This is a genomic window from Klebsiella michiganensis (assembly GCF_002925905.1).
GTDB lineage: Bacteria > Pseudomonadota > Gammaproteobacteria > Enterobacterales > Enterobacteriaceae > Klebsiella > Klebsiella michiganensis.
Genome location: NZ_PRDB01000011.1, coordinates 124,314 through 149,132, shown reverse-complemented (window position 1 = coordinate 149,132; position 24,819 = coordinate 124,314). Strand labels below are relative to the sequence as shown.

General features: G+C 55.4%; 26 protein-coding genes. 13 read left to right on the top strand and 13 right to left on the bottom strand.

Features of this window, described 5'->3' with window-relative positions; translation table 11 throughout:
- The first annotated feature begins 81 nt into the window (after window positions 1-81).
- The 4 genes from CDA56_RS21630 to CDA56_RS21615 all read left to right on the top strand — a co-directional run bounded on the left by CDA56_RS21630 (window position 82) and on the right by CDA56_RS21615 (window position 2,449).
- Entirely contained in the window at window positions 82-573 is a 492-nt protein-coding gene (locus CDA56_RS21630) for a DUF1097 domain-containing protein (RefSeq protein ID WP_014228820.1), read from the top strand.
- Window positions 574-862: 289 nt separating this feature from the next.
- Complete coding sequence (locus tag CDA56_RS21625; RefSeq protein WP_014228821.1) at window positions 863-1,168, top strand: type 1 fimbrial protein; 306 nt, start codon at window positions 863-865, stop codon at window positions 1,166-1,168.
- Window positions 1,169-1,257: 89 nt separating this feature from the next.
- A complete protein-coding gene (ymdB, locus tag CDA56_RS21620) occupies window positions 1,258-1,812 on the top strand; it encodes an O-acetyl-ADP-ribose deacetylase (RefSeq protein WP_014228822.1) in 555 nt (184 codons plus the stop codon).
- Window positions 1,813-1,858: 46 nt separating this feature from the next.
- Entirely contained in the window at window positions 1,859-2,449 is a 591-nt protein-coding gene (locus tag CDA56_RS21615; RefSeq protein WP_224260574.1) for a TetR/AcrR family transcriptional regulator, read from the top strand.
- A 36-nt stretch (window positions 2,450-2,485) separates the two neighbouring features.
- Here CDA56_RS21615 and mdoC read toward each other — a convergent pair whose 3' ends face one another.
- Complete coding sequence (gene mdoC / locus CDA56_RS21610) at window positions 2,486-3,646, bottom strand: glucans biosynthesis protein MdoC (protein WP_046876514.1); 1,161 nt, start codon at window positions 3,644-3,646, stop codon at window positions 2,486-2,488.
- 251 nt (window positions 3,647-3,897) lie between these two features.
- On the opposite strand from mdoC, the gene mdoG reads away from it, so the two are divergent.
- The 3 genes from mdoG to CDA56_RS21590 all read left to right on the top strand — a co-directional run bounded on the left by mdoG (window position 3,898) and on the right by CDA56_RS21590 (window position 8,266).
- Window positions 3,898-5,451 carry a glucans biosynthesis protein MdoG gene (gene mdoG / locus CDA56_RS21600; protein ID WP_004101027.1) on the top strand — a complete coding sequence of 518 codons (1,554 nt, stop codon included), beginning with the start codon at window positions 3,898-3,900 and terminating at the stop codon, window positions 5,449-5,451.
- Window positions 5,444-7,972: a glucans biosynthesis glucosyltransferase MdoH gene (gene mdoH / locus CDA56_RS21595; protein ID WP_014228826.1), complete on the top strand. Its 2,529-nt coding sequence runs from the start codon at window positions 5,444-5,446 to the stop codon at window positions 7,970-7,972. Before mdoG ends, mdoH begins: the two co-directional genes overlap by 8 nt.
- A gap of 66 nt (window positions 7,973-8,038) precedes the next feature.
- Complete coding sequence (locus CDA56_RS21590; RefSeq protein WP_004849859.1) at window positions 8,039-8,266, top strand: YceK/YidQ family lipoprotein; 228 nt, start codon at window positions 8,039-8,041, stop codon at window positions 8,264-8,266.
- Here CDA56_RS21590 and CDA56_RS21585 read toward each other — a convergent pair whose 3' ends face one another.
- From CDA56_RS21585 to CDA56_RS21570, 3 genes are all read right to left on the bottom strand, one after another.
- Window positions 8,267-8,653 carry a MysB family protein gene (locus tag CDA56_RS21585; RefSeq protein ID WP_004137236.1) on the bottom strand — a complete coding sequence of 129 codons (387 nt, stop codon included), beginning with the start codon at window positions 8,651-8,653 and terminating at the stop codon, window positions 8,267-8,269.
- Between the two features lie 91 nt (window positions 8,654-8,744).
- Window positions 8,745-9,995 (bottom strand): multidrug efflux MFS transporter MdtG, encoded by a 1,251-nt coding sequence (gene mdtG / locus CDA56_RS21580; RefSeq protein ID WP_014228827.1) that lies wholly within the window; start codon window positions 9,993-9,995, stop codon window positions 8,745-8,747.
- Window positions 9,996-10,181: 186 nt separating this feature from the next.
- On the bottom strand, window positions 10,182-11,102 hold the full coding sequence (locus CDA56_RS21570; protein WP_047724098.1) for a Kdo(2)-lipid IV(A) acyltransferase: 921 nt from the start codon (window positions 11,100-11,102) through the stop codon (window positions 10,182-10,184).
- 209 nt (window positions 11,103-11,311) lie between these two features.
- On the opposite strand from CDA56_RS21570, the gene trhO reads away from it, so the two are divergent.
- The gene (trhO, locus tag CDA56_RS21565; RefSeq protein ID WP_004849866.1) at window positions 11,312-12,376 is read left to right on the top strand and encodes an oxygen-dependent tRNA uridine(34) hydroxylase TrhO; all 1,065 of its coding nucleotides are present in this window, start codon (window positions 11,312-11,314) and stop codon (window positions 12,374-12,376) included.
- Here trhO and CDA56_RS21560 read toward each other — a convergent pair.
- The 8 genes from CDA56_RS21560 to mdtH form a co-directional block, all read right to left on the bottom strand.
- Entirely contained in the window at window positions 12,362-12,475 is a 114-nt protein-coding gene (locus CDA56_RS21560; protein WP_065366212.1) for a YceO family protein, read from the bottom strand. The two genes, trhO and CDA56_RS21560, sit on opposite strands and share 15 nt — an antisense overlap.
- Window positions 12,476-12,548: 73 nt before the next feature.
- Window positions 12,549-13,667, bottom strand: a complete 1,119-nt coding sequence (gene solA, locus CDA56_RS21555; RefSeq protein ID WP_049082415.1) for an N-methyl-L-tryptophan oxidase — start codon at window positions 13,665-13,667, stop codon at window positions 12,549-12,551.
- Between the two features lie 124 nt (window positions 13,668-13,791).
- Window positions 13,792-14,046, bottom strand: coding sequence for a biofilm formation regulator BssS (bssS, locus tag CDA56_RS21550; protein WP_004101039.1), 255 nt, complete (start codon window positions 14,044-14,046; stop codon window positions 13,792-13,794).
- A 286-nt stretch (window positions 14,047-14,332) separates the two neighbouring features.
- Complete coding sequence (dinI, locus tag CDA56_RS21545; RefSeq protein ID WP_004101040.1) at window positions 14,333-14,578, bottom strand: DNA damage-inducible protein I; 246 nt, start codon at window positions 14,576-14,578, stop codon at window positions 14,333-14,335.
- Window positions 14,579-14,650: 72 nt separating this feature from the next.
- Complete coding sequence (gene pyrC, locus CDA56_RS21540; RefSeq protein WP_014838079.1) at window positions 14,651-15,697, bottom strand: dihydroorotase; 1,047 nt, start codon at window positions 15,695-15,697, stop codon at window positions 14,651-14,653.
- 122 nt (window positions 15,698-15,819) lie between these two features.
- The gene (locus CDA56_RS21535) at window positions 15,820-16,380 is read right to left on the bottom strand and encodes a lipoprotein (RefSeq protein ID WP_004849873.1); all 561 of its coding nucleotides are present in this window, start codon (window positions 16,378-16,380) and stop codon (window positions 15,820-15,822) included.
- Window positions 16,381-16,515: 135 nt separating this feature from the next.
- The gene (grxB, locus tag CDA56_RS21530) at window positions 16,516-17,163 is read right to left on the bottom strand and encodes a glutaredoxin 2 (RefSeq protein ID WP_004849875.1); all 648 of its coding nucleotides are present in this window, start codon (window positions 17,161-17,163) and stop codon (window positions 16,516-16,518) included.
- A 65-nt stretch (window positions 17,164-17,228) separates the two neighbouring features.
- Window positions 17,229-18,437 carry a multidrug efflux MFS transporter MdtH gene (gene mdtH / locus CDA56_RS21525; protein WP_104011424.1) on the bottom strand — a complete coding sequence of 403 codons (1,209 nt, stop codon included), beginning with the start codon at window positions 18,435-18,437 and terminating at the stop codon, window positions 17,229-17,231.
- Window positions 18,438-18,666: 229 nt separating this feature from the next.
- On the opposite strand from mdtH, the gene rimJ reads away from it, so the two are divergent.
- The 4 genes from rimJ (at window position 18,667) to murJ (ending at window position 22,482) form a co-directional block, all read left to right on the top strand.
- Window positions 18,667-19,251 carry a ribosomal protein S5-alanine N-acetyltransferase gene (gene rimJ / locus CDA56_RS21520; protein ID WP_004131378.1) on the top strand — a complete coding sequence of 195 codons (585 nt, stop codon included), beginning with the start codon at window positions 18,667-18,669 and terminating at the stop codon, window positions 19,249-19,251.
- Between the two features lie 9 nt (window positions 19,252-19,260).
- Window positions 19,261-19,908 (top strand): YceH family protein, encoded by a 648-nt coding sequence (locus tag CDA56_RS21515; RefSeq protein WP_104011423.1) that lies wholly within the window; start codon window positions 19,261-19,263, stop codon window positions 19,906-19,908.
- Between the two features lie 2 nt (window positions 19,909-19,910).
- Window positions 19,911-20,834, top strand: coding sequence for a Gfo/Idh/MocA family protein (locus tag CDA56_RS21510; protein WP_025106906.1), 924 nt, complete (start codon window positions 19,911-19,913; stop codon window positions 20,832-20,834).
- Between the two features lie 112 nt (window positions 20,835-20,946).
- The gene (gene murJ / locus CDA56_RS21505; RefSeq protein ID WP_004849883.1) at window positions 20,947-22,482 is read left to right on the top strand and encodes a murein biosynthesis integral membrane protein MurJ; all 1,536 of its coding nucleotides are present in this window, start codon (window positions 20,947-20,949) and stop codon (window positions 22,480-22,482) included.
- A gap of 71 nt (window positions 22,483-22,553) precedes the next feature.
- On the opposite strand, the gene CDA56_RS21500 is transcribed toward murJ, so the two are convergent.
- Window positions 22,554-23,768 carry an MFS transporter gene (locus tag CDA56_RS21500; RefSeq protein ID WP_014228834.1) on the bottom strand — a complete coding sequence of 405 codons (1,215 nt, stop codon included), beginning with the start codon at window positions 23,766-23,768 and terminating at the stop codon, window positions 22,554-22,556.
- Window positions 23,769-23,877: 109 nt separating this feature from the next.
- On the opposite strand from CDA56_RS21500, the gene CDA56_RS21495 reads away from it, so the two are divergent.
- Window positions 23,878-24,813, top strand: coding sequence for a LysR family transcriptional regulator (locus CDA56_RS21495; RefSeq protein ID WP_004849886.1), 936 nt, complete (start codon window positions 23,878-23,880; stop codon window positions 24,811-24,813).
- The last annotated feature ends 6 nt before the right edge of the window (window positions 24,814-24,819 follow it).

Genomic DNA, 24,819 nt, shown 5'->3' with positions numbered 1-24,819 from the left:
AGTTGCAACAAAACATTCTGAATTTCATTTAGTGTGTTCTGTGTCGCATTTGACGGGCGCGTTTCTGCTATGATACGCGCCATGAACATACTCTTCGCAATCGCATTAACGACGGGCATTCTCTCCGGTATCTGGGGATGGGTGGCGGTCGCATTGGGTCTGCTGAGCTGGGCAGGTTTCCTCGGCTGTACGGCTTACTTTGCCTGTCCGCAAGGTGGGTTAAAAGGGCTGCTTATTTCGACCTGTACGGTCATGAGCGGCGTGGTGTGGGCGCTGGTGATTATTCACGGTAGCGCGCTGGCGCCGCAGCTGGAAGTGGTTAGCTATATCATGACCGGCGTCGTGGCGTTTTTGATGTGTATCCAGGCGCGTCAGCTGATTCTCTCTTTTGTGCCGGGTACTTTTATCGGCGCGTGTGCGACGTTTGCCGCCGGCGGCGACTGGCGTTTAGTTGTGCCTTCACTCGCGCTGGGCCTGGTATTTGGCTATGCCATGAAAAATAGCGGCCTGTGGCTGGCGACCCGGGCGGAGAAAAATAAATCTCTGGCTAATCAAAGTCGCGAATCTTTTTAACTTATCCCACTTTTCATCACCAAAGAGCCCGTCGGGCTCTTTGGCTGTTTTTGCTGCCAAGTATTACCTCATCATAAATCTTCCCGCCATTTTGTTTTTCCTTATATATCCGCAACTTTAACTGTACCGGGAGTTAGTGAATCGATTTTGTTAGCACATTTAAACAAATGATATTTTTTGTTTTTAAATTGTTAATATAATTAAATTGAAGTAAAAAAAATTAACTCGTCGCACTCATGGATGGCTGGTGCTCTTCAGTAGCTATACCGATATGCAGAGGAGTTTTATAATGAAAACAATTAGATATGCTTCGCTTGCAGCCCTGTTTATATTACCCTCGTTTATTAGCCCTGCGATCGCCGAACAGACCGTGGCTGGCGTCGTCCATTTTTACGGACGGGTGGTGGAAGCACCCTGCCAGCTCGATGCAATCAATAATCAGGTTATTATGGATTGCCCGCGGGCGGAGACGATTAAAATTTCCGCTCAGCAGCTTGAGAAAGGGAATATCCGCAACGAAAATATCCGTTCTGCGCAATTACGCTATATTAATCCGCAACGGACCCTCGCCATTCTGGATGTTGATTATCGGTAACCCTCTGCCCCCGGGCTTTCGCCCCGGGGGCTATCGTGCCATATTATCCTCCTGTATTCCTTTCAAGACGTATGCCGACAGGAGGAGAAATGGCTGTTCAACCTGAAGTGGTTCTCGGCGATATTACCAGGCTTGAGGTCGATGTTATCGTCAACGCGGCTAATCCGTCGCTGCTTGGCGGCGGCGGGGTGGACGGGGCGATTCACCGCGCGGCAGGGCCGGAACTGCTGGCTGCCTGTAAAGTTGTGCGGCAACAGCAGGGAGAGTGTCCGCCGGGCCATGCGGTGATTACGGCGGCAGGAAATCTGCCCGCCAGCGCGGTGATTCACGCCGTAGGGCCGGTCTGGCACGGCGGTGACAGGCAGGAGGCGGAATTACTGGCTGACGTTTACAAAAATAGCCTGCTGCTGGCCTCGGCAAATAATTACCGATCCATCGCATTTCCTGCTATCAGCACCGGCGTATATGGTTACCCTAAACAGGCCGCCGCGGAGATAGCCGTGCGGACGGTAACTGCCTTTCTCACTCGCTACAATCCGCTGGAGCGCGTTTATTTCGTTTGTTTTGATAGCGAAACCGCCGGCATCTATACCCAATTACTCGAGGCGAGTCGCGCGCAACTCGGCCATCAGAATAAGATATGATAGTTTCCTGCGAAGACGGGAAACTATCATAACGGGAGAGTCATCGGTGACTGAAGGGAAGGTTCTACAAAAACAACGGCTTCGCCGGATGGAAATTGTTGCCGCGGCACAAAAATGTTTCGCGGAAAAGGGCCTGCATGGCGCCTCCGTAGCGGATATTGCGCGTCAGGCTGGCCTTAGCGTAGGCCAGCTATATCGCGTTTTCGCCAGCAAAGAAGAGATCATCGAAGTTATCGTCAGCGAGATCGTGAATGCCAGAGTGGGCGAAATGGTTGCCGGGAATCATGATTTAGCCCGCATGGCTTCAGTTTTAGCCGGCGTGCTCCCCGCGACCGAGTCTACGAAAAACGATAATTATCTGCTGATGGAAATTAACGCCGAGGCGTCCCGAAATCCGCGCCTGCGTGAAATTATGATCCAGGCCGATCGTCGCCTGAAAGAGGAGGGCGGACGGCTTACCCGCCACTACCATCCTGAGATGACCGCGGAGCAAATTAGCGTCGCCTGCGAATTTATCGCGATATTAACGGAAGGGGCGGCATACCGTTGCGACCTGGCGACGGCTCCGATGGTAGATAAAGCGGCGATGGAGAGCCTGTACCGCGATGTCTTTCAGCTGTTGTTTGCGCAAAAATAGCGCTGCTATGTGCGTTCCACACAGCAGCTCCCTGTTTTAACTGGCGGAAATTTGCGGCTTAGCCGTCTTTTGCTGGAATTTTCCGGAAAAAAGAAAGCGCAACAGCGGTATCCGCAGATGAATTTCATACAGCACCAGTGCAATCCCGACAACAAAAACCAGCCCGGTGATAAATCCAAGGGTATTTGATTGAATGACCGGGGTTATCCATGCCCCGTAGAGCAGGGTCAGAGGGTGGTGCACCAGGTAGATAAATAGCGATGCGTTGACGAAGTAGGTCACCCGCGCGGACTGGAAATTCAACAAACGGTGGCCAAGCGAAAAGACCACGTTGACCATCCATAGCCCCAGCACCATCGTAATCACGTACTCCGTTTCGTACATCCAGCCATCGCCCGAGCCGTACTGCTGATTCAGTCGGTAAGCGATAAATCCCAGGAATGCCGCCACAAAGCACCACGGCGAGGGGGTCGTGAACATCGTCTTCAGCCGCGCGTTAATAAACGTCTGGGCGCCCAGGATAAAGAAAGGCAGGTAGAACAGCGTTTGCATCACGATAAAGTTGAACAGACCGTTGCTGAGAATGGGCGGATAGAGGATAAAAATAGTGCGGCGGATGACCGCGTACAGCACGCCCAGAGCGAGAAAAATCATCGACAGCTGGCCTAATGTGACGGTGTCACCAAAGGTGGGCGCAGCGGCAGAACGCGGTCGCGTCAGCCATTTGAACATTACCACGCCCAGCGACGTCAGGACCACCAGCACCAACAAAAACCACAGATGAGAGATCAGCTCCCAGGCGAGGGTGTTGAACTTGTCATAGCCTGATAGCGTATGCCAGTTATCCGCTTTACCGTTGACGTACTGCAGCATAATAAACTGCGGCAGGGTCAGGAGCGGGATCGCCGTTAACATGGGAATGCCGACGCGCTCAACGCGTACTTTCCACCATTTTTTCAGCGGATAGCGCAGAAAAAGCATGTAGGAAAAATAGCCGGAAATCACAAAGAAGACCTGCATGCGAAAGGCATGGATGAAGTCGTTAAATAACGTCAGCCACCACGAGGGCTCGGCGCTGTTAACATGCCAGCTGTGGCTGGAGTAAATGAGCGAAATGTGAAAAGGGATGCCCAATAGCATCAGCCAGGCGCGGATGCTATCGAAAAAATATTCACGCTGTACCGGAGTATTATTCATACAATATCACTACATTCTCAGACAATTCGTCTTATCACTCAACGTGATAACGTTTAAATTCTCTGCAACCCTACATGAACTCTGGTTAACTGTCTCCAGGATAAGCACGCAAAGTGCAAACGGGGCAGTAACTGTGTATTCCCTGTGCCGCGATGCCGAACAATGCAGGGATTATGTTGTCGGAATGCCTGAGTTTCCATTAAAATAGATCGGATCGATTTAAGCACACAAAGGGGGAAGTGCTTACTTATATGAAACATAAACCACAGATGATGAAAATGCGTTGGTTAAGCGCAGCCGTAATGTTGTCCCTGTGTACTTCATCTGCATGGGCATTCAGCATTGATGACGTCGCAAAAGAGGCACAAACGTTAGCCGGCAAAGGCTTTGAAGCGCCTAAAAGTAACCTGCCCTCTGCCTTCCGCGACATGAAGTATGCGGACTATCAGCAAATTCAGTTTAATCACGACAAAGCCTATTGGAATAATCTGAAAAGCCCGTTCAAGCTCGAGTTTTATCACCAGGGAATGTATTTCGATACGCCGGTCACCATTAATGAAGTGACGGCAACCAGCGTACGTAAAATTAAATATAGCCCGGACTATTTTAATTTTGGCAACGTTCAGCACGATAAAGACACGGTTAAAGACCTCGGTTTTGCGGGCTTTAAGGTTCTGTATCCGATCAACAGCAAAGACAAGAACGATGAGATCGTCAGCATGCTCGGAGCCAGCTATTTCCGCGTGCTCGGTCAGGGCCAGGTATATGGGCTTTCTGCCCGCGGACTGGCTATCGATACCGCGCTGCCGTCCGGAGAAGAGTTCCCGCGCTTCCGTGAGTTCTGGATTGAGCGTCCTAAAGCCACCGATAAACGCCTGACGATTTATGCGCTGCTTGATTCCCCGCGCGCAACCGGCGCCTATCGCTTTGTGATCATGCCCGGTCGCGATACCGTGGTGGACGTGCAGTCTAAGGTCTATCTGCGTGACAAAGTCGGTAAACTGGGCGTGGCGCCGTTAACCAGCATGTTCCTGTTCGGGCCGCATCAGCCGTCTCCGACCACCAACTACCGCCCGGCGCTGCACGACTCCAACGGGCTGTCCATTCTTGCCGGTAACGGTGAGTGGATCTGGCGTCCGCTCAATAACCCGAAACACCTGGCCGTCAGCAGCTACGCAATGGAAAACCCGCAGGGGTTTGGCCTGCTGCAGCGCGGCCGTCAGTTCTCGCGTTTTGAAGACCTCGACGACCGCTACGATCTGCGCCCAAGCGCGTGGATTACGCCGAAAGGTGATTGGGGCAAAGGGAAAATCGAACTGGTCGAGATCCCAACCAACGATGAAACCAACGATAACATCGTCACCTACTGGACGCCGGATCAGCTGCCGGAACCCGGCAAAGAGATGAACTTCAAATACACCATCACTTTCAGCCGTGACGAAGACAAACTGCATGCGCCGGATAACGCTTACGTTATGCAGACCCGCCGTTCTACCGGCGACGTCAAGCAATCGAATCTGATCCGCCAGCCTGATGGCACCATTGCCTTTATTGTCGATTTCACCGGCGCCGAGATGAAAAAGCTGCCCGCAGATACGCCAGTGACTGCCCAGGCCAGCATCGGCGATAACGCTGAAATCGTCGAAAATACCGTGCGCTACAACCCAGTAACGAAAGGCTGGCGTATGATCCTGCGCGTCAAAGTGAAAGATCCTAAGAAAACCACGGATATGCGAGCAGCCCTGGTCAATACCGACCAGACGCTGAGCGAAACCTGGAGCTATCAGCTGCCTGCCAATGAATAAGATAACGAAGTACATCGACGCATTGCCGCTGTCGGATGCAGAAAAACGCGCGTTACCTGACGCAAGTCTGCAGGCCGTACATCAAGCACTGGACGCTGAACATCACGTTTACCACCGCGAAGACGACTCCCCGCTGGGGTCGGTAAAATCGCGGCTGGAGCACAGCTGGCCAGATTCACTGGCCGGTAACCAGCTGGTTAAGGATGACGAAGGGCGCACTCAGCTCAACGCCATGCCGAAAGCAAAACGCTCCTCCATGTTTCCGGACCCCTGGCGGACTAACCCGGTCGGGCGCTTCTGGGATCGGCTGCGCGGACGCGACGTGACGCCGCGCTATCTTTCTCGCCTGAGCCAGGAAGAGCAGGAGAGCGAGCAGAAATGGCGTACCGTCGGCTCTATCCGCCGCTACATTCTGCTGCTGCTGACGCTGGCGCAGACCGTGGTGGCGACGTGGTACATGAAAACCATTTTGCCCTACCAGGGCTGGGCGCTGATTAACCCGGCGGATATGGTGGGGCAGAACCTGTGGATCTCCTTTATGCAGCTGCTGCCCTATGTGCTGCAGTCGGGGATCCTGATCCTGTTCGCCGTGCTTTTTTGCTGGGTCTCAGCGGGATTCTGGACCGCGCTGATGGGCTTCCTGCAGCTGCTCATCGGGCGTGATAAGTACAGTATCTCAGCCTCGACCGTCGGGAATGAGCCGTTGAACCCGGAGCATCGCACGGCGCTGATCATGCCGATCTGCAACGAAGACGTTGACCGCGTATTCGCCGGCCTGCGTGCGACCTGGGAGTCGGTAAAGGCCAGCGGCAACGCCGAGCACTTTGATGTCTATATCCTGAGCGATAGCTACAACCCGGATATCTGCGTGGCAGAGCAAAAGGCGTGGATGGAGCTCATTGCCGAAGTGCAGGGCGAAGGGCAGATCTTCTATCGCCGCCGCCGCCGCCGCGTGAAGCGCAAAAGCGGTAACATTGATGATTTCTGCCGCCGTTGGGGTAGCCAGTATAGTTACATGGTGGTGCTGGATGCCGACTCCGTCATGAGCGGTGAGTGCCTGAGCGGCCTGGTGCGCCTGATGGAAGCGAACCCGAATGCCGGTATCATCCAGTCATCGCCTCGCGCGTCGGGCATGGATACGCTGTATGCTCGCTGTCAGCAATTTGCCACCCGCGTCTACGGCCCGCTGTTTACCGCAGGGCTGCACTTCTGGCAGCTGGGTGAGTCGCACTACTGGGGACACAACGCCATTATCCGGGTGAAACCGTTTATTGAGCACTGTGCCCTCGCGCCGCTGCCGGGTGAGGGTAACTTCGCGGGTTCCATTCTGTCGCACGACTTCGTCGAAGCCGCATTGATGCGTCGCGCCGGATGGGGGGTCTGGATTGCTTACGATCTCCCCGGATCTTATGAAGAGCTGCCGCCGAACCTGCTGGACGAGCTGAAGCGCGATCGCCGCTGGTGTCAGGGGAACCTGATGAACTTCCGCCTGTTCCTGGTTAAAGGGATGCACCCGGTTCACCGCGCGGTGTTCCTGACCGGCGTGATGTCATACCTGTCGGCGCCGCTGTGGTTTATGTTCCTTGCGCTCTCAACTGCCCTGCAGGTGGTGCATGCGTTGACCGAACCGCAGTACTTTCTGCAGCCGCGGCAGCTGTTCCCGGTCTGGCCGCAGTGGCGTCCGGAGCTGGCCATTGCCCTGTTTGCTTCCACCATGGTGCTGCTGTTTCTGCCGAAGCTGCTGAGTATTATCCTGGTGTGGTGTAAAGGGCCAAAAGAGTACGGCGGATTTATCCGCGTGACCCTTTCTCTGCTGCTGGAGGTGCTCTTTTCGGTGCTGCTGGCGCCGGTGCGTATGCTGTTCCATACCGTGTTTGTGGTCAGCGCGTTCCTCGGCTGGGAAGTGGTGTGGAACTCGCCGCAGCGTGATGACGACTCTACCCCGTGGGGCGAAGCGTTTATGCGTCACGGCTCGCAGATGCTGTTGGGTCTGGTCTGGGCGGTGGGCATGGCATGGCTGGATCTGCGCTTCCTGTTCTGGCTGGCGCCGATTGTGGTGTCGCTGATTCTGTCGCCGTTCGTGTCGGCCATTTCCAGCCGCGCCACCATCGGCCTGCGCACTAAACGCTGGAAGCTGTTCCTGATCCCGGAAGAGTACTCCCCGCCGCAGGTGCTTAAAGATACTGACGCTTACCTGACGCTTAACCGTCAGCGTTCGCTGGACGACGGCTTTATGCATGCGGTATTTAACCCGTCGTTTAACGCGCTGGCAACGGCGATGGCCACCGCGCGCCACCGTCACGGGCATATTCTGGATATCGCCCGCGAACGTCACGTTGAGCAGGCGCTGAACGAGACGCCGGATAAACTAAACCGCGATCGTCGTCTGGTATTGCTGAGCGACCCGGTCACGATGTCACGCTTGCACTATCGCGTGTGGGCCGCGCCGGAGAAATACTCTTCGTGGGTCGGCGCCTATCAGCAGCTGACGTTGAATCCGCTGGCGTTAAAAACGAAGTAAGCCGTACGTTAAGGAAAATACCGGCAATGGTGCCGGTATTTTTTTACCTGAAAATCGAGGTTGTTGATGAGAGTTTTACTGGTTATCGCAATGACGCTGTTTCTCAGCGGCTGCGGGAGTATTATCAGCCGCACAGTGCCTGGCCAGGGCCATGGAAACCAGTACTATCCCGGCGTTCAGTGGGATGTTCGTGATTCAGCATGGCGCTATATCACTATTCTCGATCTGCCCTTTTCGCTGGTGTTTGATACGCTACTGCTGCCGCTTGACGCCAGCCATGGCCCCTATAACTAATTAGCGTTCATCCCATTCATCGGCGGCAGCCTGGCCCTCCTCGGTATCGAGAGAGGGTTCAAGCTGAAACTCGCCTTCATCCCATTCATGCAGCGTGTTTTCTTCCAGCCACTCCTGGCGAAGCTCAATCTCATCATAATCGCCGTCAAAGACGCTCTGCGCAGCCTGACCGCTGAGGACCGGCAGACATTCGCCCTGTTCATCCTCGTCGGCGAAAAATTCGGCCTGCCAGGCAATATCACCGTCCTGGAGTACGTACTTCTGGATATTTAGCTGCTCAATGCTGGCGCTCTCTTCGTCGCTATCGGGATTATTAGCCAGAAACTCCTCGCGGGCTGCATCGATTGCTTCTTCAAGCGTGGCATAGAACATCGAATCCTTTGGCATGGCTAACCTCCTAAGATGAATAGAAATGAACACGATTCAATCTATAGAAGGCGGTTGGCAATGCGTCAAGGAGGTGAACGCCACACGGACATTAATTTACCGAATGCGTGCCGGAACCCGGATTGTCCGTTGCCCGGGGGCGGCGGGAGCGACCGAGGGTCAGGGTCGAGTAGACCGCATTGAACAGCACCACACCGGCGGTGACTAAAAAGACTGCCCGGAAGCCGTAGTTGGCGGAAACCGATGCGCCGATGAGCGGGCCCGTGACGTTGCCGATATCGCGGAACGACTGGTTATAGCTGAATATTCTGCCCGAGATTTGGCTGGTGGAGTTGTACACCAGCAGCGTTTGCACTGCCGGCAGCAGCGCGCCGTCGGCGGCGCCTAACAGGAAGCGCAGGATCCCCAGCTGCAGCGGCGTCTGGACAAACGACATGGGAATCAGGAGCAGGACAGAAATCACCAGCGCAACGATCAGGATCTTTTCCGGACCGATACGGTCGCCGAGTTTACCGAGGCGAGGGGCGCTAAGCAGGGCGGCAATACCGGGGACTGAAGCTATCATGCCGCTGATAAACGCAATATTACTGACGTTGCCGGCGAGATCGCGCACGTAAAGCGTCAAAATCGGCGCGATGGAACCGGTAGCCACCTGGATAATCAGCGATGTCACAAACAGACTCAGCACCAGCTTCGGATTTTTAAGCGACGTGAAAACGTCTTTCGCGCTGAGCATCTCTTTTTTACTGACGGCGACAAAATTTTCGCGGATGAGAAAAAGGGTAAATAAGAAACAAATAAACAGCACGCCTGCCGTCATAAAGAAGACGGTACGCAATCCCCAGTGATCGGCCAGGAAACCGCCGGCCAGCGGCCCCAGCAGCGCGCCGCTGACCGCCCCGGTAGAGAGAGTCCCCAGCGCCCAGCCGCTCTTATGACGGGGAATTTGCGTCGCTATCAGCGCATTGGCGTTAGGAATAAATCCGCCGAGCAGACCTAACAGCGCGCGCAGGATCAGAAACTGCCAGATATTCTGCGCCAGGCCCATCAGCAGCATAACGATTGCCATACCGAGGGCCGAGCGCAGCAGCATAATTTTGCGCCCTTTGCGGTCCGCGAGACCGCCCCAGAAGGGGGAGGCCACGGCGGAAAATAAAAAGGTAATGCTGAAAACCAGCCCTGACCACATATTGAGGGCGCTATGGCCGGTTACGCCGAGTTGTTCGACGTAGAGCGGGAGGAACGGCATCACCAGGCTAAAGGCGGCGCCGGTTAAAAAGCAGCCGAGCCAGGTGACGGTGAGATTACGTTTCCAGTTAATGGGGGTATCAGCAGAGGGCATAGGATTCCACTGGCCTGCCGCGCAGGTCAAATAATTGAAAATATGAGCCTGCTAATTATGCGCCTGAGAAATGGTTGCCGCAATGGAGGAGAGCTTTTAAAGCTAAAGGAGGGCTCTGAACGGTGGGGCTTACTCCGCATCCGGATTCAGATGCGGAGCCATTGCGCGAGCGCGCGCCGGGAGGCGCTAGTAACGAGAAGGAATGCCTTCAGGACGCGTTTTAAAGCGGCGATGCATCCACATATACTGTTCCGGCGCCATCAATATGCACTTCTCTACCACTTTGTTCATCCAGACGGCGGTAGTCTCCGCATCGTCCAGCGGCGGATCGCACTCCGGCGGCAGGATAATCAGCTCATAGCCTTTACCGTCCGGTTTACGGCGCGGCACGAACGGCACAACGCAGGCTTTAGACATCTTTGCCAGCATCCAGGTGCCCGAAGTGGTCGCGGCCTGGTCAACGGCGAAAAACGGCACAAATACGCTGGCGGCCGGGCCATAGTCGTGATCCGGCGCATACCAGATCACTTCACCCTTTTTCAGCGCGCGGATCATGCCTTTCAGATCCTTACGATCGATCATGTCTTTGTTGGAGCGCAGGCGTCCCCATGTCTGCAGCCAGTCGATAACCGGGTTATCGTTTGGACGATAAACGCCAATGCCCGGCTCGTTGATACCGAACATGCGCGCGCCCATCTCCAGCGTGAGGAAATGAATGCCAATCAGCAAAATGCCGCGCTTTTGCGCCTGAACATCACGGATATGCTCGACGCCGATGGAGTCAGTCCAGCGCGCAATACGCTTCGTCGGCCAGAACCAGGCCATGCCGGTTTCCATTAACCCCATGCCAACGGATTCAAAGTTTGCCACGACCATGCGGTGACGCTCTTGTTCGCTCTTATCGGGAAAACAGAGCTCCAGATTCCGGTTGGCTATTTTGGCCCGGCGCTTCATTAGCCGCATGGCGAGGCGGCCAAGACCGGTTCCGAGGCGATAAATCAGCGGATAAGGCAGCTGAACAACCAACCAGAGCAGGCCGATCCCGAGCCAAAGCAACCAGTAACGCGGGTGCAGCAACGCTGCGGAAAATTTAGGTAAATGGGTCATCTCATACCTGTTTAATTAAGCAACGTGTTCTATTATCGCATTTTTTTATGCCTCAGCCAAAATACCGGCCGCAGATGGCATTTAATGTTAACGCAAGCAAATATGGGTGAGAAAAATGTAGCGCAAAATGTGGGGATGTAAATTAAGCGTGTTTGCTATATGATGCCCGCCGTTTATTTTACTCATTGACTATGCCGAGCAGGTACACCATGCCAGTGTTACATAACCGCATTTCAAATGAGACGTTAAAGGCGCAAATGTTGGCTGAGACCGAGCCGCGCACGACGATCTCGTTTTATAAATATTTCACTATTATCGACCCAAAAGCCACGCGCGATGCGCTGTGGATTGCGTTGACTAAGCTGAACGTTTTTGGCCGAATTTATCTGGCTCACGAAGGTATTAACGCGCAAATTAGCGTTCCGCAAAGCCGGGTCGATGCGCTGCGCGAATTCTTATACGCTTTTGATCCCGCCCTGAATGGCCTGCGCCTGAATATCGCCCTCGATGATGACGGTAAATCCTTCTGGGTTCTGCGTCTCAAGGTACGCGATCGGATCGTCGCGGATGGGATTGACGATCCGACGTTTGATGCATCGGACGTGGGCGATTATTTAAAGGCTGCGGAAGTCAACGCGATGCTGGACGACCCGGATGCGGTCTTTATTGATATGCGTAACCATTACGAATATGAGGTCGGCCATTTCGAGAACGCGCTGGAGATCCCGGCGGATACGTTTCGCGACCAGCTGCCGAAGGCCGTTGAGATGATGCAGGAACATAAAGATAAAAATATCGTGATGTACTGCACCGGCGGTATCCGCTGCGAAAAAGCCAGCGCGTGGATGAAGCACAATGGGTTCACTAAGGTCTCGCATATTGAGGGCGGGATTATCGAATACGCGCGACGCGCGCGCGAACAGGGGCTGCCGGTTCGCTTTGTCGGTAAGAACTTTGTATTCGATGAGCGGATGGGAGAGCGTATCTCAGATGATGTTATCGCCCATTGCCATCAGTGCGGCGCTCCCTGCGACAGCCATACCAACTGCCTGAACGATGGTTGCCACCTGCTGTTTATTCAGTGTCCTGCCTGCGCGGAGAAATTCGCCGGCTGCTGTAGCGAAGCCTGCATGGAAGAGCATAAGCTGCCGGAAGAGGAGCAGCGAAAACTGCGCGCCGGCCGCGAGAATGGCAATAAGATCTTTAATAAATCTCGCGGTCGGTTGAATACGAAGCTGGGGATCCCGGATCCTGAGCCTTCAGAAAAACCATAGCCAGATAAGATCGATAAACGCCAGCAGAAGCCATAGCGCCAGATAAATCATAAAATGTTCGCGGATGTTGTTAACCAGTAATTCGAACAGGCGACGCATCATCTCTCTCATCATTCACGGCCTCAAGCGAGGCCGTTTCTTTAGCGTGGTTGTCAGGTTGTACGGCGGGCGATTATTTCTTAAACCGCGCCAGTGAAAACGGGGATAGATCAAACCCAAAGGGTTCTTCAAGCGCGAACCGTGTGGCCAGTTCACCGAGTACCGGTGCGAACTTAAAGCCGTGTCCGCTCAGGCCGGTAATCAATAGCGTATCCGGCTGGCCGGGCAGCGTATCAATGATAAAGTCCTCGTCGGCGGTGTTGTCATAGGTACAGGATGCGCCATGCAGGCAGCCGCCGATACCGGGCAACACATTACGCAAGAAGCTAAAAGCTTCAGAGCCGTCCGTTGCAACGGCACCAAACGGCTTACGCTCTTCCGGCGTGGAAATAGGCTGCCCGCCGTTATGCTTGCCGATTTTCAATTCGTTATCTTCTGCCGGGAAACCGTAAAACTGATCGCCATTCGCTAACTCACCGGTAAACGCCGGGAAATTATTTTTGCTGCTGTAGCGGCCATCCGCCTGAAACCAGGCGAAAATTTTACGTACCGGCTGGACAGGGAGTTCTGGCATCAGCCGGGTAACCCAGGTACCGGCGCTAACCAGCAGTTTTTTGCCGCTGTACTCACCATCAAGCGTATCGACGGTTACGCCGTTCGGCGCGTGGTGAATGGCCGACACCGGGCAATTGAAGAGCTGTGCGGCGCCCGCTTCGCGTGCCAGACGGATCCAGCTTTCAACGGCCAGTTCGCTGCGCAGTATGCCGGATGCGGGTTCAAATATCGCCCGATAATCATCAGGAATACGAATTTCCGGCCAGCGAGTCATCACCGTCTGCGCATCCATTTCTTCGATATTGAGCTGGAACTCGCGCGCGCTGCTGGCAACATTGCGCAGAAAGTCGGAGCCGGCAGGCCCGAGGTTAATCACTCCTGTACGTTCAAAGACGGCTTCACCGCTGGCGGCGGCAAACTCATCCCATAGCTGTTGCGCGCGCAGTACCAGGGGGACATATCTTTCGCCTTCGCCATAGGCGTGACGAATGAGGCGGGTACTGCCGTGATGGCTGCCTTCCTGATGCGGCGGCTGATGGGCATCAATCATCAGTACGTTGAGCCCTGCCTGCCGCGCATAATAGCCTGCGGCAGCGCCGACCGAGCCGCTACCGATAATGATAAGATCGTATTGCATGGTGAGTTCCAGGTTATTGCTTTATTAGCAGGGTAATTAACAACCTGCTGTTATACAAGCCCGAAAATAATTCAGGCACCCGAGGGTGCCTGTTAAGTGAATATTCTGACATTAGCGCTAAATTTTAATGCCTTCGATACTCATTTTCCTGGTATTCGCCAGATTCAATCTTCGCAATACCTGCTTCCAGAATCGAAATAAACTGACGTGCGACGTCCGTCGTTAGCCATAGCGTCTGGCCAATCTCTGCGTCTCTACTGCTTTCTTGAGCGGGGTTTTGGTAGTGCAGGCGCAACATCAGCGCATCGTAACTATCAACGGTGCTGATGTCCCATCCGACGAGGGGATGGGTCTGGATGACTTCATTATTCTTTTCCATCATAACCCCTTATTCATATGTTAAAAGACAACAGTTCTCGAGGTTTAATGCGTGTTTTTTGAAGCAAGTTAATTATATCAGTAGTCAAGAATAAACTCGAGAAATTAAATGAAATAGAGATACATACGCGCCCATTTGCTGATTTTTTAGGCAAATCAGGGAGGGTTAATTGTTATTTATGAAGGTGCTAAGGAAAAGCAATAGGGGAGAGTCTGACTATGAAAAAAATAAAAAAGCCGGGGCGACCCGGCAAAAAATTGCACAATGAGGGAGCAAATTTAATTGACTAGTCGCGGACAAACCAGTCGTCAGCGCTTTCCCAGGTTTCTTGCAGGATTTCGCTAATCCGGTCTTTGTCTTCTTTCAGGCCGCCGATAACCGACAGATTGTTATTAGCCGCGTACCGAACCGTTACCTGACTTGAGGTAGAGGGAAACTGCTGTTCGATACGACGCGAGAGTTCATTGTTCAGCGCATCTAAGGCGCCGTTGGGTAAGGCTGTTGATTTGGCGATAGAGACTTCAATACGCATAATTGCCCCCTGGATAATGTACTGTTTGTTTATACAGTACTATCTGAAGATTTACAACAGGGGGCAGGCTATTTATTTTTTCATCGTCCAGCGCACGGTTTCCCCGGCAAGGAACGGCACCAGCGCGTCGCCTGGCAGGGCGATACTCTCGACCACCTGGCTCTCTTCGCGCACCAGCTCCACGTAGCCCTCATTGACCGGCAGGCCATAGAAGCGGGGGCCGTTAAGCGAACAGAAGGCTTCAAAGTGTTGCAGGGCGTTCATCTCCTCAAATACCGTGGCGTAGCTGCCCAGCGCGGTCGGCGCGTTAAAACAGCCTGCGCATCCGCAGCTGGCTTCCTTACGATGGCGGGCATGGGGAGCGGAATCCGTGCCGAGGAAAGCGCGGTCAAAACCGCTGGCAACCAGTTCGCGCAGCGCCTGCTGGTGAATATTGCGTTTCAGGATCGGCAGGCAATAAAGGTGGGGACGCACGCCGCCAACCAGCATATGGTTACGGTTGAACATCAGGTGCTGCGGGGTGATGGTGGCCGCCAGCAGCTCGTTACCGTCGCGTACGTATTCAGCGGCATCTTTGGTCGTGATGTGTTCGAAGACCACCTTCAGGCCGGGCAGGCGCTGACGCAGCGGCTCCATGACCGTTTCAATAAAGCGCGCTTCCCGGTCAAAAATATCGATATCAGCATGGGTGACCTCACCGTGAACCAGCAGAGGCATCCCCAGCTTTTCCATGCGTTCCAGCACCGGCATAATGGCATCCGTACTGGTGACGCCGTGGCTGGAGTTGGTGGTGGCGTTGGCCGGATAGAGCTTGGCGGCAGTGAATACGCCTTCGTTAAATCCGCGCTCCAGCTCAGCCGGGTCGAGCGTATCCGTCAGATAGCAGGTCATCAGCGGCGTAAAATCATGGCCCGCAGGGATCGCATCAACGATACGCTGGCGATAGGCGAGGGCGGCTTCGACGGTAGTGACAGGCGGTACCAGGTTTGGCATCACGATTGCCCGGCCATAAAATTCACTGGTATAAGGCACGACGGTTTTTAACATATCGTCATCGCGCAGATGGATATGCCAGTCATCAGGGCGGCGGATTTTCAATACCTGGGATTGTGCTGTCATGGAAGGCTCCGGCTAATAGGTTCAGTCATCAGGGCTGTTTTTGCCGGGCACTAAGGATAAGCGTAAACGTTTTCCTTTGCATCAACTTCCGTAAAAAATCGGGCGCTTCAGCGCCCGAGCCATCAGTTGGTGAACGGGATAATAATCTCGCCGGGCTTCACTTCAATCCCTTTAGCATACTTTTTCGCCAGCGCTTCACCGGTGCTGGCATCCTCGCGCAGGACGTAGGCAGGCTGCTGATTGAAGTAGCTACGCAGGGACTGATTCAGGTAAGGGATCAGCGTCTGTACGACAGACTGGAGCTTTTCCGGCTGAACTTTAGCATCGACGACTTCCATCTCCTGCAGGAAAATGGCCCCCTTTTCTTTATTGAAAGCCGGCAGCGCTTTGAGCTTCAGATCGATGGTCGCTTTCTGGTTCCCGAAAAGTGAATTCAGATCTAAATTGGCCACGCCGCTTAACGTGACTTTGTTTGGTTCTTCACGGCCAATAGCGCTGGTAAGATTTTGCAGTTCAATATGGGCATCCGCTACGCCTGGCAGGCCAATATCCTTAGCGAAGTGGTTACGTTTCTGCAGCGCCTGATTGATTTCCTGCTCGCTCACGGAATATTGCGTGAGCTGATTACAGGCGCTAAGCAGGCCGCTAACGATAAGCGCGGCCGCGATAAACATCTTTTTCATTGGATTCCTTAATGTCATGCCATGGGTTCATCCTGACACAAAGCAGCATGGCCCGCCAGCGCAGGAGGTGCTAGCGGAAAAGACTGAAAAAGAGGCGTTCGGCAGCGAAGGGCCAAACCATCCGCTGCCTTGAGGTTAAATAGCCATTGAAGAAAGCAGGTTGATCTGCGTCTGTTTGGCCATGTTGTCACGATAGGCGGCCACCCGACTCGGCCAGTTCACGCCGGCAACCAGCGTCAGATTCCTCAGCAGAGGAAAGAGCTGAATATCATCTTCAGAGAGTTCTCCGTTGACGGCGTTCGGCTGGACAATCAGTTTATCCAGCGCCCGCAGATCGTCGCTGATGTTCTTCACCAGACCGGGGGAATGGGCGAGATGGTCAGCAAAGCTGCCGATAGCCGCCTCTTTCTTTTTCACAAAATAGGCGCGCGCCTCTGGCGTGGCGAATTCATCAAACGCGGATTTGGCAAAGCGGGGGATCAGCAGGCGGTTCGCGTAGCCGTTGACCTTCCGCAGCCAGGTTTCCACCGCCGGATTACGCGGGCCGGTAAGCAGCGGTTTGCCGTCCAGCTTATCGACATAGTGCACGATATCCATGCTTTCCGGCATATAGCGGCTATCGTCTTTTTGCAGGATTGGCGCCATTTTCTGGCCGATCATTCGGGTGGGGGTTAATTCATCATCGTTCAGGAGCACAATCAGTTCGACGGGGATATTTTTCAGGCCGAAAATCATGCGGGCTTTAAGGCAGAACGGGCAGTGATCGTAGATATATAACTTCACGTTTCTCCTCCATTGTTGCTGAACATCCTCAATTCAGTATGGAGGAGAAAGGAAGGCCCGGCAAATCAGGTTCGCGGCTCCAGCATTCCGGAGGCCGAACGTTTTGGGCTGAACTGCCACCACAGCGCAATAAACGTCGCGAGGCCGATAATGCCCAGCATCAGCCACGGCAGCTCAGGCTGCCCGACGGCCTTCCCGGCATCGAACAGCCAGCCGCCGCCTGCGTAGCCGAAAGCGCCGCCGAAGGCCAGGCCTAACCGGCTAAAGCCCATATAGCTGCCGCGCGCTCTCGCATCCGCCAGCGACGCCCCCAGCGTCTCACGCGCGGGTTCAGCGATGATTGACCCCATATAAAATACGCACATCAGCGTAAACAGCTGCTGCAAATTGCTGCTCAGGCCAATTGGCATCATCGCGAGCGTCATGATCAGCAGGCCGGCCATCAGGCGCTGCTCCAGGCGAAAACGCTTTTCGCTCCAGCGGGCAATCGGATACAGCAGCGTTAGCGAAATGGTGGCTTCAATGGCGTACATCCATTTGACCGCCGCCGGAGAACCCGCAATATCATTAACCATAATCGGCAGCATCAGCATCACCTGCACCGCCAGCATATAATACCCGGTCAGCGTCAGCACATAGGTGACAAAGCGTTTGTCGCGCAACACGCGCCCCAGTCCTTCACGAACCGGCGTTTTGACCGTCGACAGCTTCCAGGCGGGAAGATACCAGGCGTTGAATGCCGCACAGGCGATAAACAGCGCCGCTCCGGCGCTGCACACCAGGCGAAAATCATATTGCAGCAGCCAGCTGCCCAGCAGCGCGCCGATCACCGCTCCTGCGCTGTCCTGCATCATCAGGATAGAGAAGAAACGTCCGCGCTGGTGCGGGCGTACCAGCTTGACCACCAGCGCCGCCCGCGGGGGATCGAATAGCGTGCCGCCGAGGCCAGAAAGAATACAGGAGAGCCACAGCACCCAGGGTTCATGGGCAACGGCCATCGCCGCGAAGCCGGCCGCGCGCATCAGCATACCGGTAACGATCATCGGTTTGGCGCCAAAACGGTCGGCAATGGCGCCGCCAAATATTCCTAAGCCTTGCTGCACCAGCTGACGCAGGCCGAGCGCAATCCCGACCATCAGCGCAGCCCATCCCATCTGGTCGACAAAGCGAATGGAGATAAGCGGAAACACAACGAAAAAGCCGAGTACGACAAGCATGTTATCGACTAACAGGAAATATTTACCCAGGCTCCTTGCCTGCGATACGCGGGACATTTCCCCTCCAGGGAAAAATAAGAATAAGCTCTGACATTTTGCGGGGTTAATGGCTATTTTCCCAGCGCGCTCGCGACAATATTTTTTTATCAAAATGCAAGAACGATAGAGGCTATTCATCGAAAAGCAGAGATGGTGCAGAAAATGGTATGTTGCTGTTTTCACACCGCCGTGCAGGACAGGTATAGTAAAGTCAGCAAGTATTGCGTCAGGGGAACAGGAGAGGGGAATGTTTGGCTATCGCAGTAACGTACCGAAGGTGCGTTTGACGACGGACCGGCTGGTGGTTCGGCTGGTGCACGATCGTGACGCCTGGCGTCTGGCCGATTATTACGCGGAAAATAAAGGGTTCTTAAAACCCTGGGAACCGGTGCGCGATGACAGCCACTGTTATCCTTCCGGCTGGCAGGCGCGTTTATCGATGATTTCTGAGTTTCATAAGCAGGGCTCGGCGTTCTATTTTGCTCTGCTTGACCCGGAAGAAAAAGAGATCATCGGCGTGGCGAATTTTTCGAACGTGGTGCGCGGATCGTTTCATGCCTGCTATCTCGGCTACTCCATCGGGGAGAAATGGCAAGGGCAGGGGCTGATGTATGAAGCGCTGACGTCGGCCATTCGCTATATGCAGCGCACGCAACATATCCATCGCATAATGGCAAACTATATGCCGCATAATCAGCGCAGCGGCGATTTGCTGGCGCGTCTGGGCTTTGAAAAAGAGGGTTACGCCAAAGATTACCTGCTCATTGATGGGCAGTGGCGCGATCACGTACTGACGGCGTTGACGACACCGGACTGGACCCCGGGTCGCTAAGGAGACATCATGAAATATCAGTTAACCGCGCATGAGGCGCGGGTCATTGGCTGCCTGCTGGAAAAGCAGGTCACCACGCCGGAGCAGTACCCCCTGTCGGTCAACGCGGTGGTCACCGCCTGTAACCAGAAAACAAACCGTGAACCGGTAATGTCGCTCAACGAAAGTGAAGTTCAGGATCTGCTCGATACGCTAGTCAAACGCCATTATTTGCGTACGGTCAGCGGTTTCGGCAATCGGGTGACCAAGTATGAACAACGCTTCTGCAACTCTGAATTCGGCGATCTGAAATTCACGCCGGCGGAAGTCGCTATCGTGACCACACTGCTGCTGCGCGGGGCGCAGACGCCTGGCGAACTCCGCGGTCGCGCGCAGCGAATGCATGAATTCAGCGATATGGCCGAGGTTGAAAGCGTCCTCGAAAACCTGGCTTCGCGAGAAGATGGCCCCTATGTTGCGCGTCTGCCGCGGGAGCCTGGCAAGCGTGAAAGCCGCTATATGCATCTGTTCTGCGATGATATGGATTCACTGATTACCGTCGTGGAGGCCGTGTCGCCGCCCGGCGACGATCTTCAGATGCGCGTTGAGGCGCTGGAGGCGGAAGTTGCCGAGCTAAAAGCGCGTCTCGATTCACTGCTGGCTCACCTGGGAGATTAAGCATGTCGGCGAAACTACGTATAGGAGTGGTTGGCCTGGGCGGTATCGCGCAAAAGGCGTGGTTACCGGTGCTGGGGGCCGCAGATGACTGGACGCTGCAGGCGGCATGGTCGCCCGGGAAAGAGAAAGCGCTGCGTATCTGTGAAACCTGGCGTATTCCCTATGCGGATTCTCTGGAACAGCTGGCGGCGCAGTGTGATGCCGTATTCGTGCATACTTCAACGGCTTCACATTATGAAGTGGTTTCCCGCCTGCTCAATGCCGGAGTGCATGTCTGCGTTGATAAACCGCTGGCGGATAAACTCAGCGATGCGGAGGCGCTGGTTGAGCTGGCCGCTCGCCGTCATCTCACGCTAATGGTCGGGTTTAACCGCCGTTTTGCCCCCCTCTATCGCGAGCTGAAGGCCCAGCTCGGGAGCGCTGCGTCGCTGCGGATGGATAAGCACCGTAGCGACAGCGTGGGCCACGATCTGCGCTTCACGCTGTTGGATGACTATCTGCACGTCGTCGATACCGCGCTATGGCTGGCGGGCGATAAAGCGCGTTTAAGCGGCGGTGCGCTGCACACCACCGCTCAAGGGGAGATGCTGTATGCCGAACACCATTTCAGTTGCGGAATGATGCAGATAACCACCAGTATGCACCGCCGCGCCGGAAGCCAGCGGGAGTGGGTACAGGCGGTAACCGACGGCGGATTATATGAAGTCCGGGATATGCGGGAGTGGCAGGAGGAGCGGGGGCGCGGCGTGATCCAGCGCCCGATCCCTGGCTGGCAGACCACCCTTGAGCAGCGTGGATTTACCGGCTGCGCGCGGCATTTTATCGAATGCGTGCAAAATCAGACGGTTCCTGAAACGTCCGGCGAGCAGGCGCTGCTTGCTCAGCGCGTTATAGAGAAACTCTGGCGCGAAGCGATGAGCGAATAATCCGTTGTAACAACTGACAGTAGTAATTCATTATGAACCCGGTAGACTATCGCCACTTTCCAGCGCCCGCATTTGCGGGCGTTTTACTCCAGGGTTGTGGAATAACACGTTAATGAATCTTTTAAAATCACTGGCGGCCGTCAGTTCGATGACCATGTTCTCGCGCGTGCTGGGCTTTGCGCGCGATGCGATTGTGGCGCGTATTTTTGGCGCGGGGATGGCCACCGACGCCTTCTTCGTTGCTTTTAAACTCCCGAACCTTTTACGGCGTATTTTTGCTGAAGGCGCTTTCTCACAGGCTTTTGTGCCGATTCTGGCGGAGTATAAAAGCAAGCAGGGTGAAGATGCGACCCGGGTTTTCGTCGCCTATGTTTCGGGGCTGCTGACGCTGGTTCTGGCGCTGGTCACCGTCGCCGGTATGCTGGCGGCACCGTGGGTGATTACTATCACCGCGCCGGGATTTGCCAATACGCCCGAAAAGTTCGCCCTGACCACGCAGCTCTTGCGCATCACTTTTCCCTATATTCTGTTGATCTCCCTGGCTTCACTCGTGGGCGCCATCCTGAATACCTGGAACCGCTTTTCGGTGCCTGCTTTTGCCCCGACCTTCCTGAACGTCAGCATGATTGGTTTTGCGCTGTTTGCCGCGCCCTATTTTAATCCGCCGATGCTGGCAATGGCGTGGGCGGTAACGGTTGGCGGTATTTTGCAGCTCGCCTGGCAACTGCCGCATCTGAAAAAAATCGGCATGCTGGTGCTGCCGCGGGTCAACCTTAAAGATGCTGGCGCGGTGCGGGTGGTGAAACAGATGGGCCCGGCGATCCTCGGCGTCTCCGTCAGCCAAATCTCGCTGATCATTAACACGATTTTTGCCTCATTCCTCGTTTCCGGCTCCGTATCGTGGATGTACTACGCCGATCGTCTGATGGAGTTTCCGTCCGGCGTACTGGGCGTGGCGCTGGGGACCATTTTGCTGCCTTCGCTGTCTAAAAGCTTCGCCAGCGGCAATCACGATGAATATTGCCGTTTGATGGACTGGGGATTACGCCTGTGCTTCCTGCTCGCGCTACCGAGCGCGGTGGCGTTAGGGATCCTGGCCAAGCCGCTGACGGTCGCGTTATTCCAGTACGGGAAATTTACCGCTTTTGATGCCGCGATGACCCAGCGCGCGCTGGTGGCATATTCTGTCGGGCTTATGGGGCTCATCGTCGTGAAGGTGCTGGCTCCCGGATTCTATTCGCGGCAGGACATTAAAACGCCGGTGAAAATTGCCATCGTCACGCTGATCATGACGCAGGTGATGAACCTCGCCTTTATTGGCCCCCTGAAGCACGCTGGTCTGTCGTTGTCGATTGGTCTGGCGGCCTGCCTGAACGCCGCGCTGCTCTACTGGCAGCTGCGGAAACAGAAAATTTTTACGCCTCAGCCGGGCTGGTTCCTGTTCCTGCTGCGCCTGGTCATCGCGGTGATTATTATGTCAGCGGCGCTGCTGGGTGTGATGTACCTGATGCCGGAGTGGTCGCAGGGGACGATGCCGTTCCGCCTGCTGCGCTTGATGGTGGTCGTGGTGGCCGGCGTTGTCGCCTATTTCGCGACGCTGCTGCTGCTGGGCTTTCGCGTGAAAGAGTTTGCTCGCCGCACGGTTTGAGTTGTTCTGATGAAAGAAAAGCCGCTCTGCAGGAATTGCACAGCGGCTTTTTTTACCTGACGGTTCGCTCTTTATCTGGCGGTTCGCTGCGCCGATACGACCCTGGCGCTTTCCAGCAGGCGGATCCCAAGGGCAATCGCACCGGTTACGACGGCGAGGGTCACCACGCCGCTCCAGCCTGCGAGCACATACAGTTTGCTTCCCAGTACTGAACCCAGCGACATCCCAATAAACACGCCGGTGAACAGCAGCGCGTTGAGGCGTCCGCGCGCCTGCGGCTCCAGGCCATACACCAGGTTCTGGTGCGCTACGAGGCTGGATTGCAGCCCCAGGTCAAAACCGACGGCCGAGATGGCAATCAGGATTAGCTGACCATGCGGCGGTAGCGCAGGCAGCAAAAACATCAGGGCAAACGAAACCGTCACCAGCGCCGCGCCCATTTGCGTGACTTTTTCTGCGCCGAACTTGTCGGCCAGGCCGCCTGCCAGCGGGGCGGCAAGCGCCCCGGCAGCCCCTGCAATACCGAAGCCACCGGCTACCGCGCTGCCCATCTGATAGTGCGCCAACAGCATGACCGCAAGCGTAGACCAGAAGGCGCTAAAGGCGATAGAGAGGAATCCCTGGGCGAATGCGGCGCGACGGAGTGCCGGATAGCGTTTCCACAGATGCGCCATCGATTTCATCAGCTGCGGGTAGCTGAGGGTTGAGTGAATTTCGAAGCGCGGCAGCACGCGCCACATCACCACACCAATCATCGCGATGCTGACCGCAGCCGCCTGATACATTACCCGCCAGCCGAATAGCGCCCCCACCAGACCACTAACGGTTCGCGACAGCAGGATCCCCAGCAGCAGGCCGGTCATCACCGTACCCACCATTTTCCCCTGCTTGCCCGCGGGAGCCAGAATCGCGGCTGCCGGTACGATATCCTGTGCCATGGTCGCGGCCATACCGATAAGCAGGCTGACAATCAGCAGAGAGCTTAGCTGACCGGTAAGGCTGCAGAGCAGCAACAGGACGGCCAGCGCGGCGCTTTTCATCAGGATCAGCTTTCTGCGGTCGTGGCGGTCGCCAAGCGGGAGAAGGAAAAGTATGCCCAGCGCGTAGCCGGCCTGGGTCAGGGTCGGAACCAGACCCATACCCTCAACGCTCAAATGGAGGTTAGCCCCCATCAGCGGCAGCAGCGGTTGCGCGTAATAGATTGAGGCGACGCTGAAGCCTGCGCCCAGCGCAAGGATGAAAATGACCCACCCGGCGGCGCGGGAGGTGAGTGGAGTTGGTGTCATGGTGGATTCCTCTTAGAAGCGATGGCGCTATTTTTCCCGTAATCCGGCTGGCGCGGTAGATAGCCCGGTGGTAAAACGGTTATACGCTAAACGTATAGGCAAAATATAAATGAAGAAGCAAGAGCGTATAGATCGTATCGAACTGATGCGTACGTTCATTCGTATCGTGGAGGCCGGGTCTCTCTCCGCCGCCGCGGTACAGATGAATACGACCCAGGCGACGGTAAGTCGACGGCTTCAGTCTCTGGAGGGGCTGCTTGGCGCAAAGCTGATTCTGCGCACGACTCACGCGATGAAGCTGACCGATGACGGTGAGCGCTGTTATCAGCATGCCCGCCAGGTCGTCGATGCCTGGCTGGCGCTGGAGGACGACCTGCGGATCACCGATGACCGGCCGGTGGGGATTTTAAGGGTGCGGGCCCCGCATGCGTTTGGTCAGCAACAGCTGCTGGGACCGCTGGTGGATTTTTTGCAGCGCTATCCCCAGCTGGCGGTTGAATGGATGCTGAACGATAAGACGGTCGATTTTCTGAGCGATGGTATCGACTGCGCGATTCGCGTGGGGGCTGAGGTGGATCCGGCTACGGTATCGGTACTGCTGGCCGAGGTTCCCCGCAGCGTGGTGGCATCCCCATCGCTGCTGGCAAACTTGCCGCCGTTAAGCGCGCCGCAGGAGATGTCGTTGCTGCCGTGGATAGCTATCAGCACGTTCTATCAGCATGAGGTGAGGCTGCAGTCGCAGGTGGATGAGCAGCTTATTACCTTTGCCATCGCGCCGTGTCTGAGTACCGATAGCGTGCATGTGGCGCGTAATACCGCGCTGGCGGGGCTGGGCGCGGCGATTGTGTCGAGCTGGGCGGTAGCGGACGATATTGCCGCCGGGCGGCTGGTGGAGCTGTTCCCGCAGTGGCGAGCCTCACCGCTGCCGGTACACCTGGTGTATCCCTGGGCGCGCTACTATCCGACGCGGTTGCGTAAGTTTCTCGATCTGATGCGTGAGGTCATGCCGCAGATTGCGGGGATGCAGCGTCCGGAAGGGGAATAAAAAAAG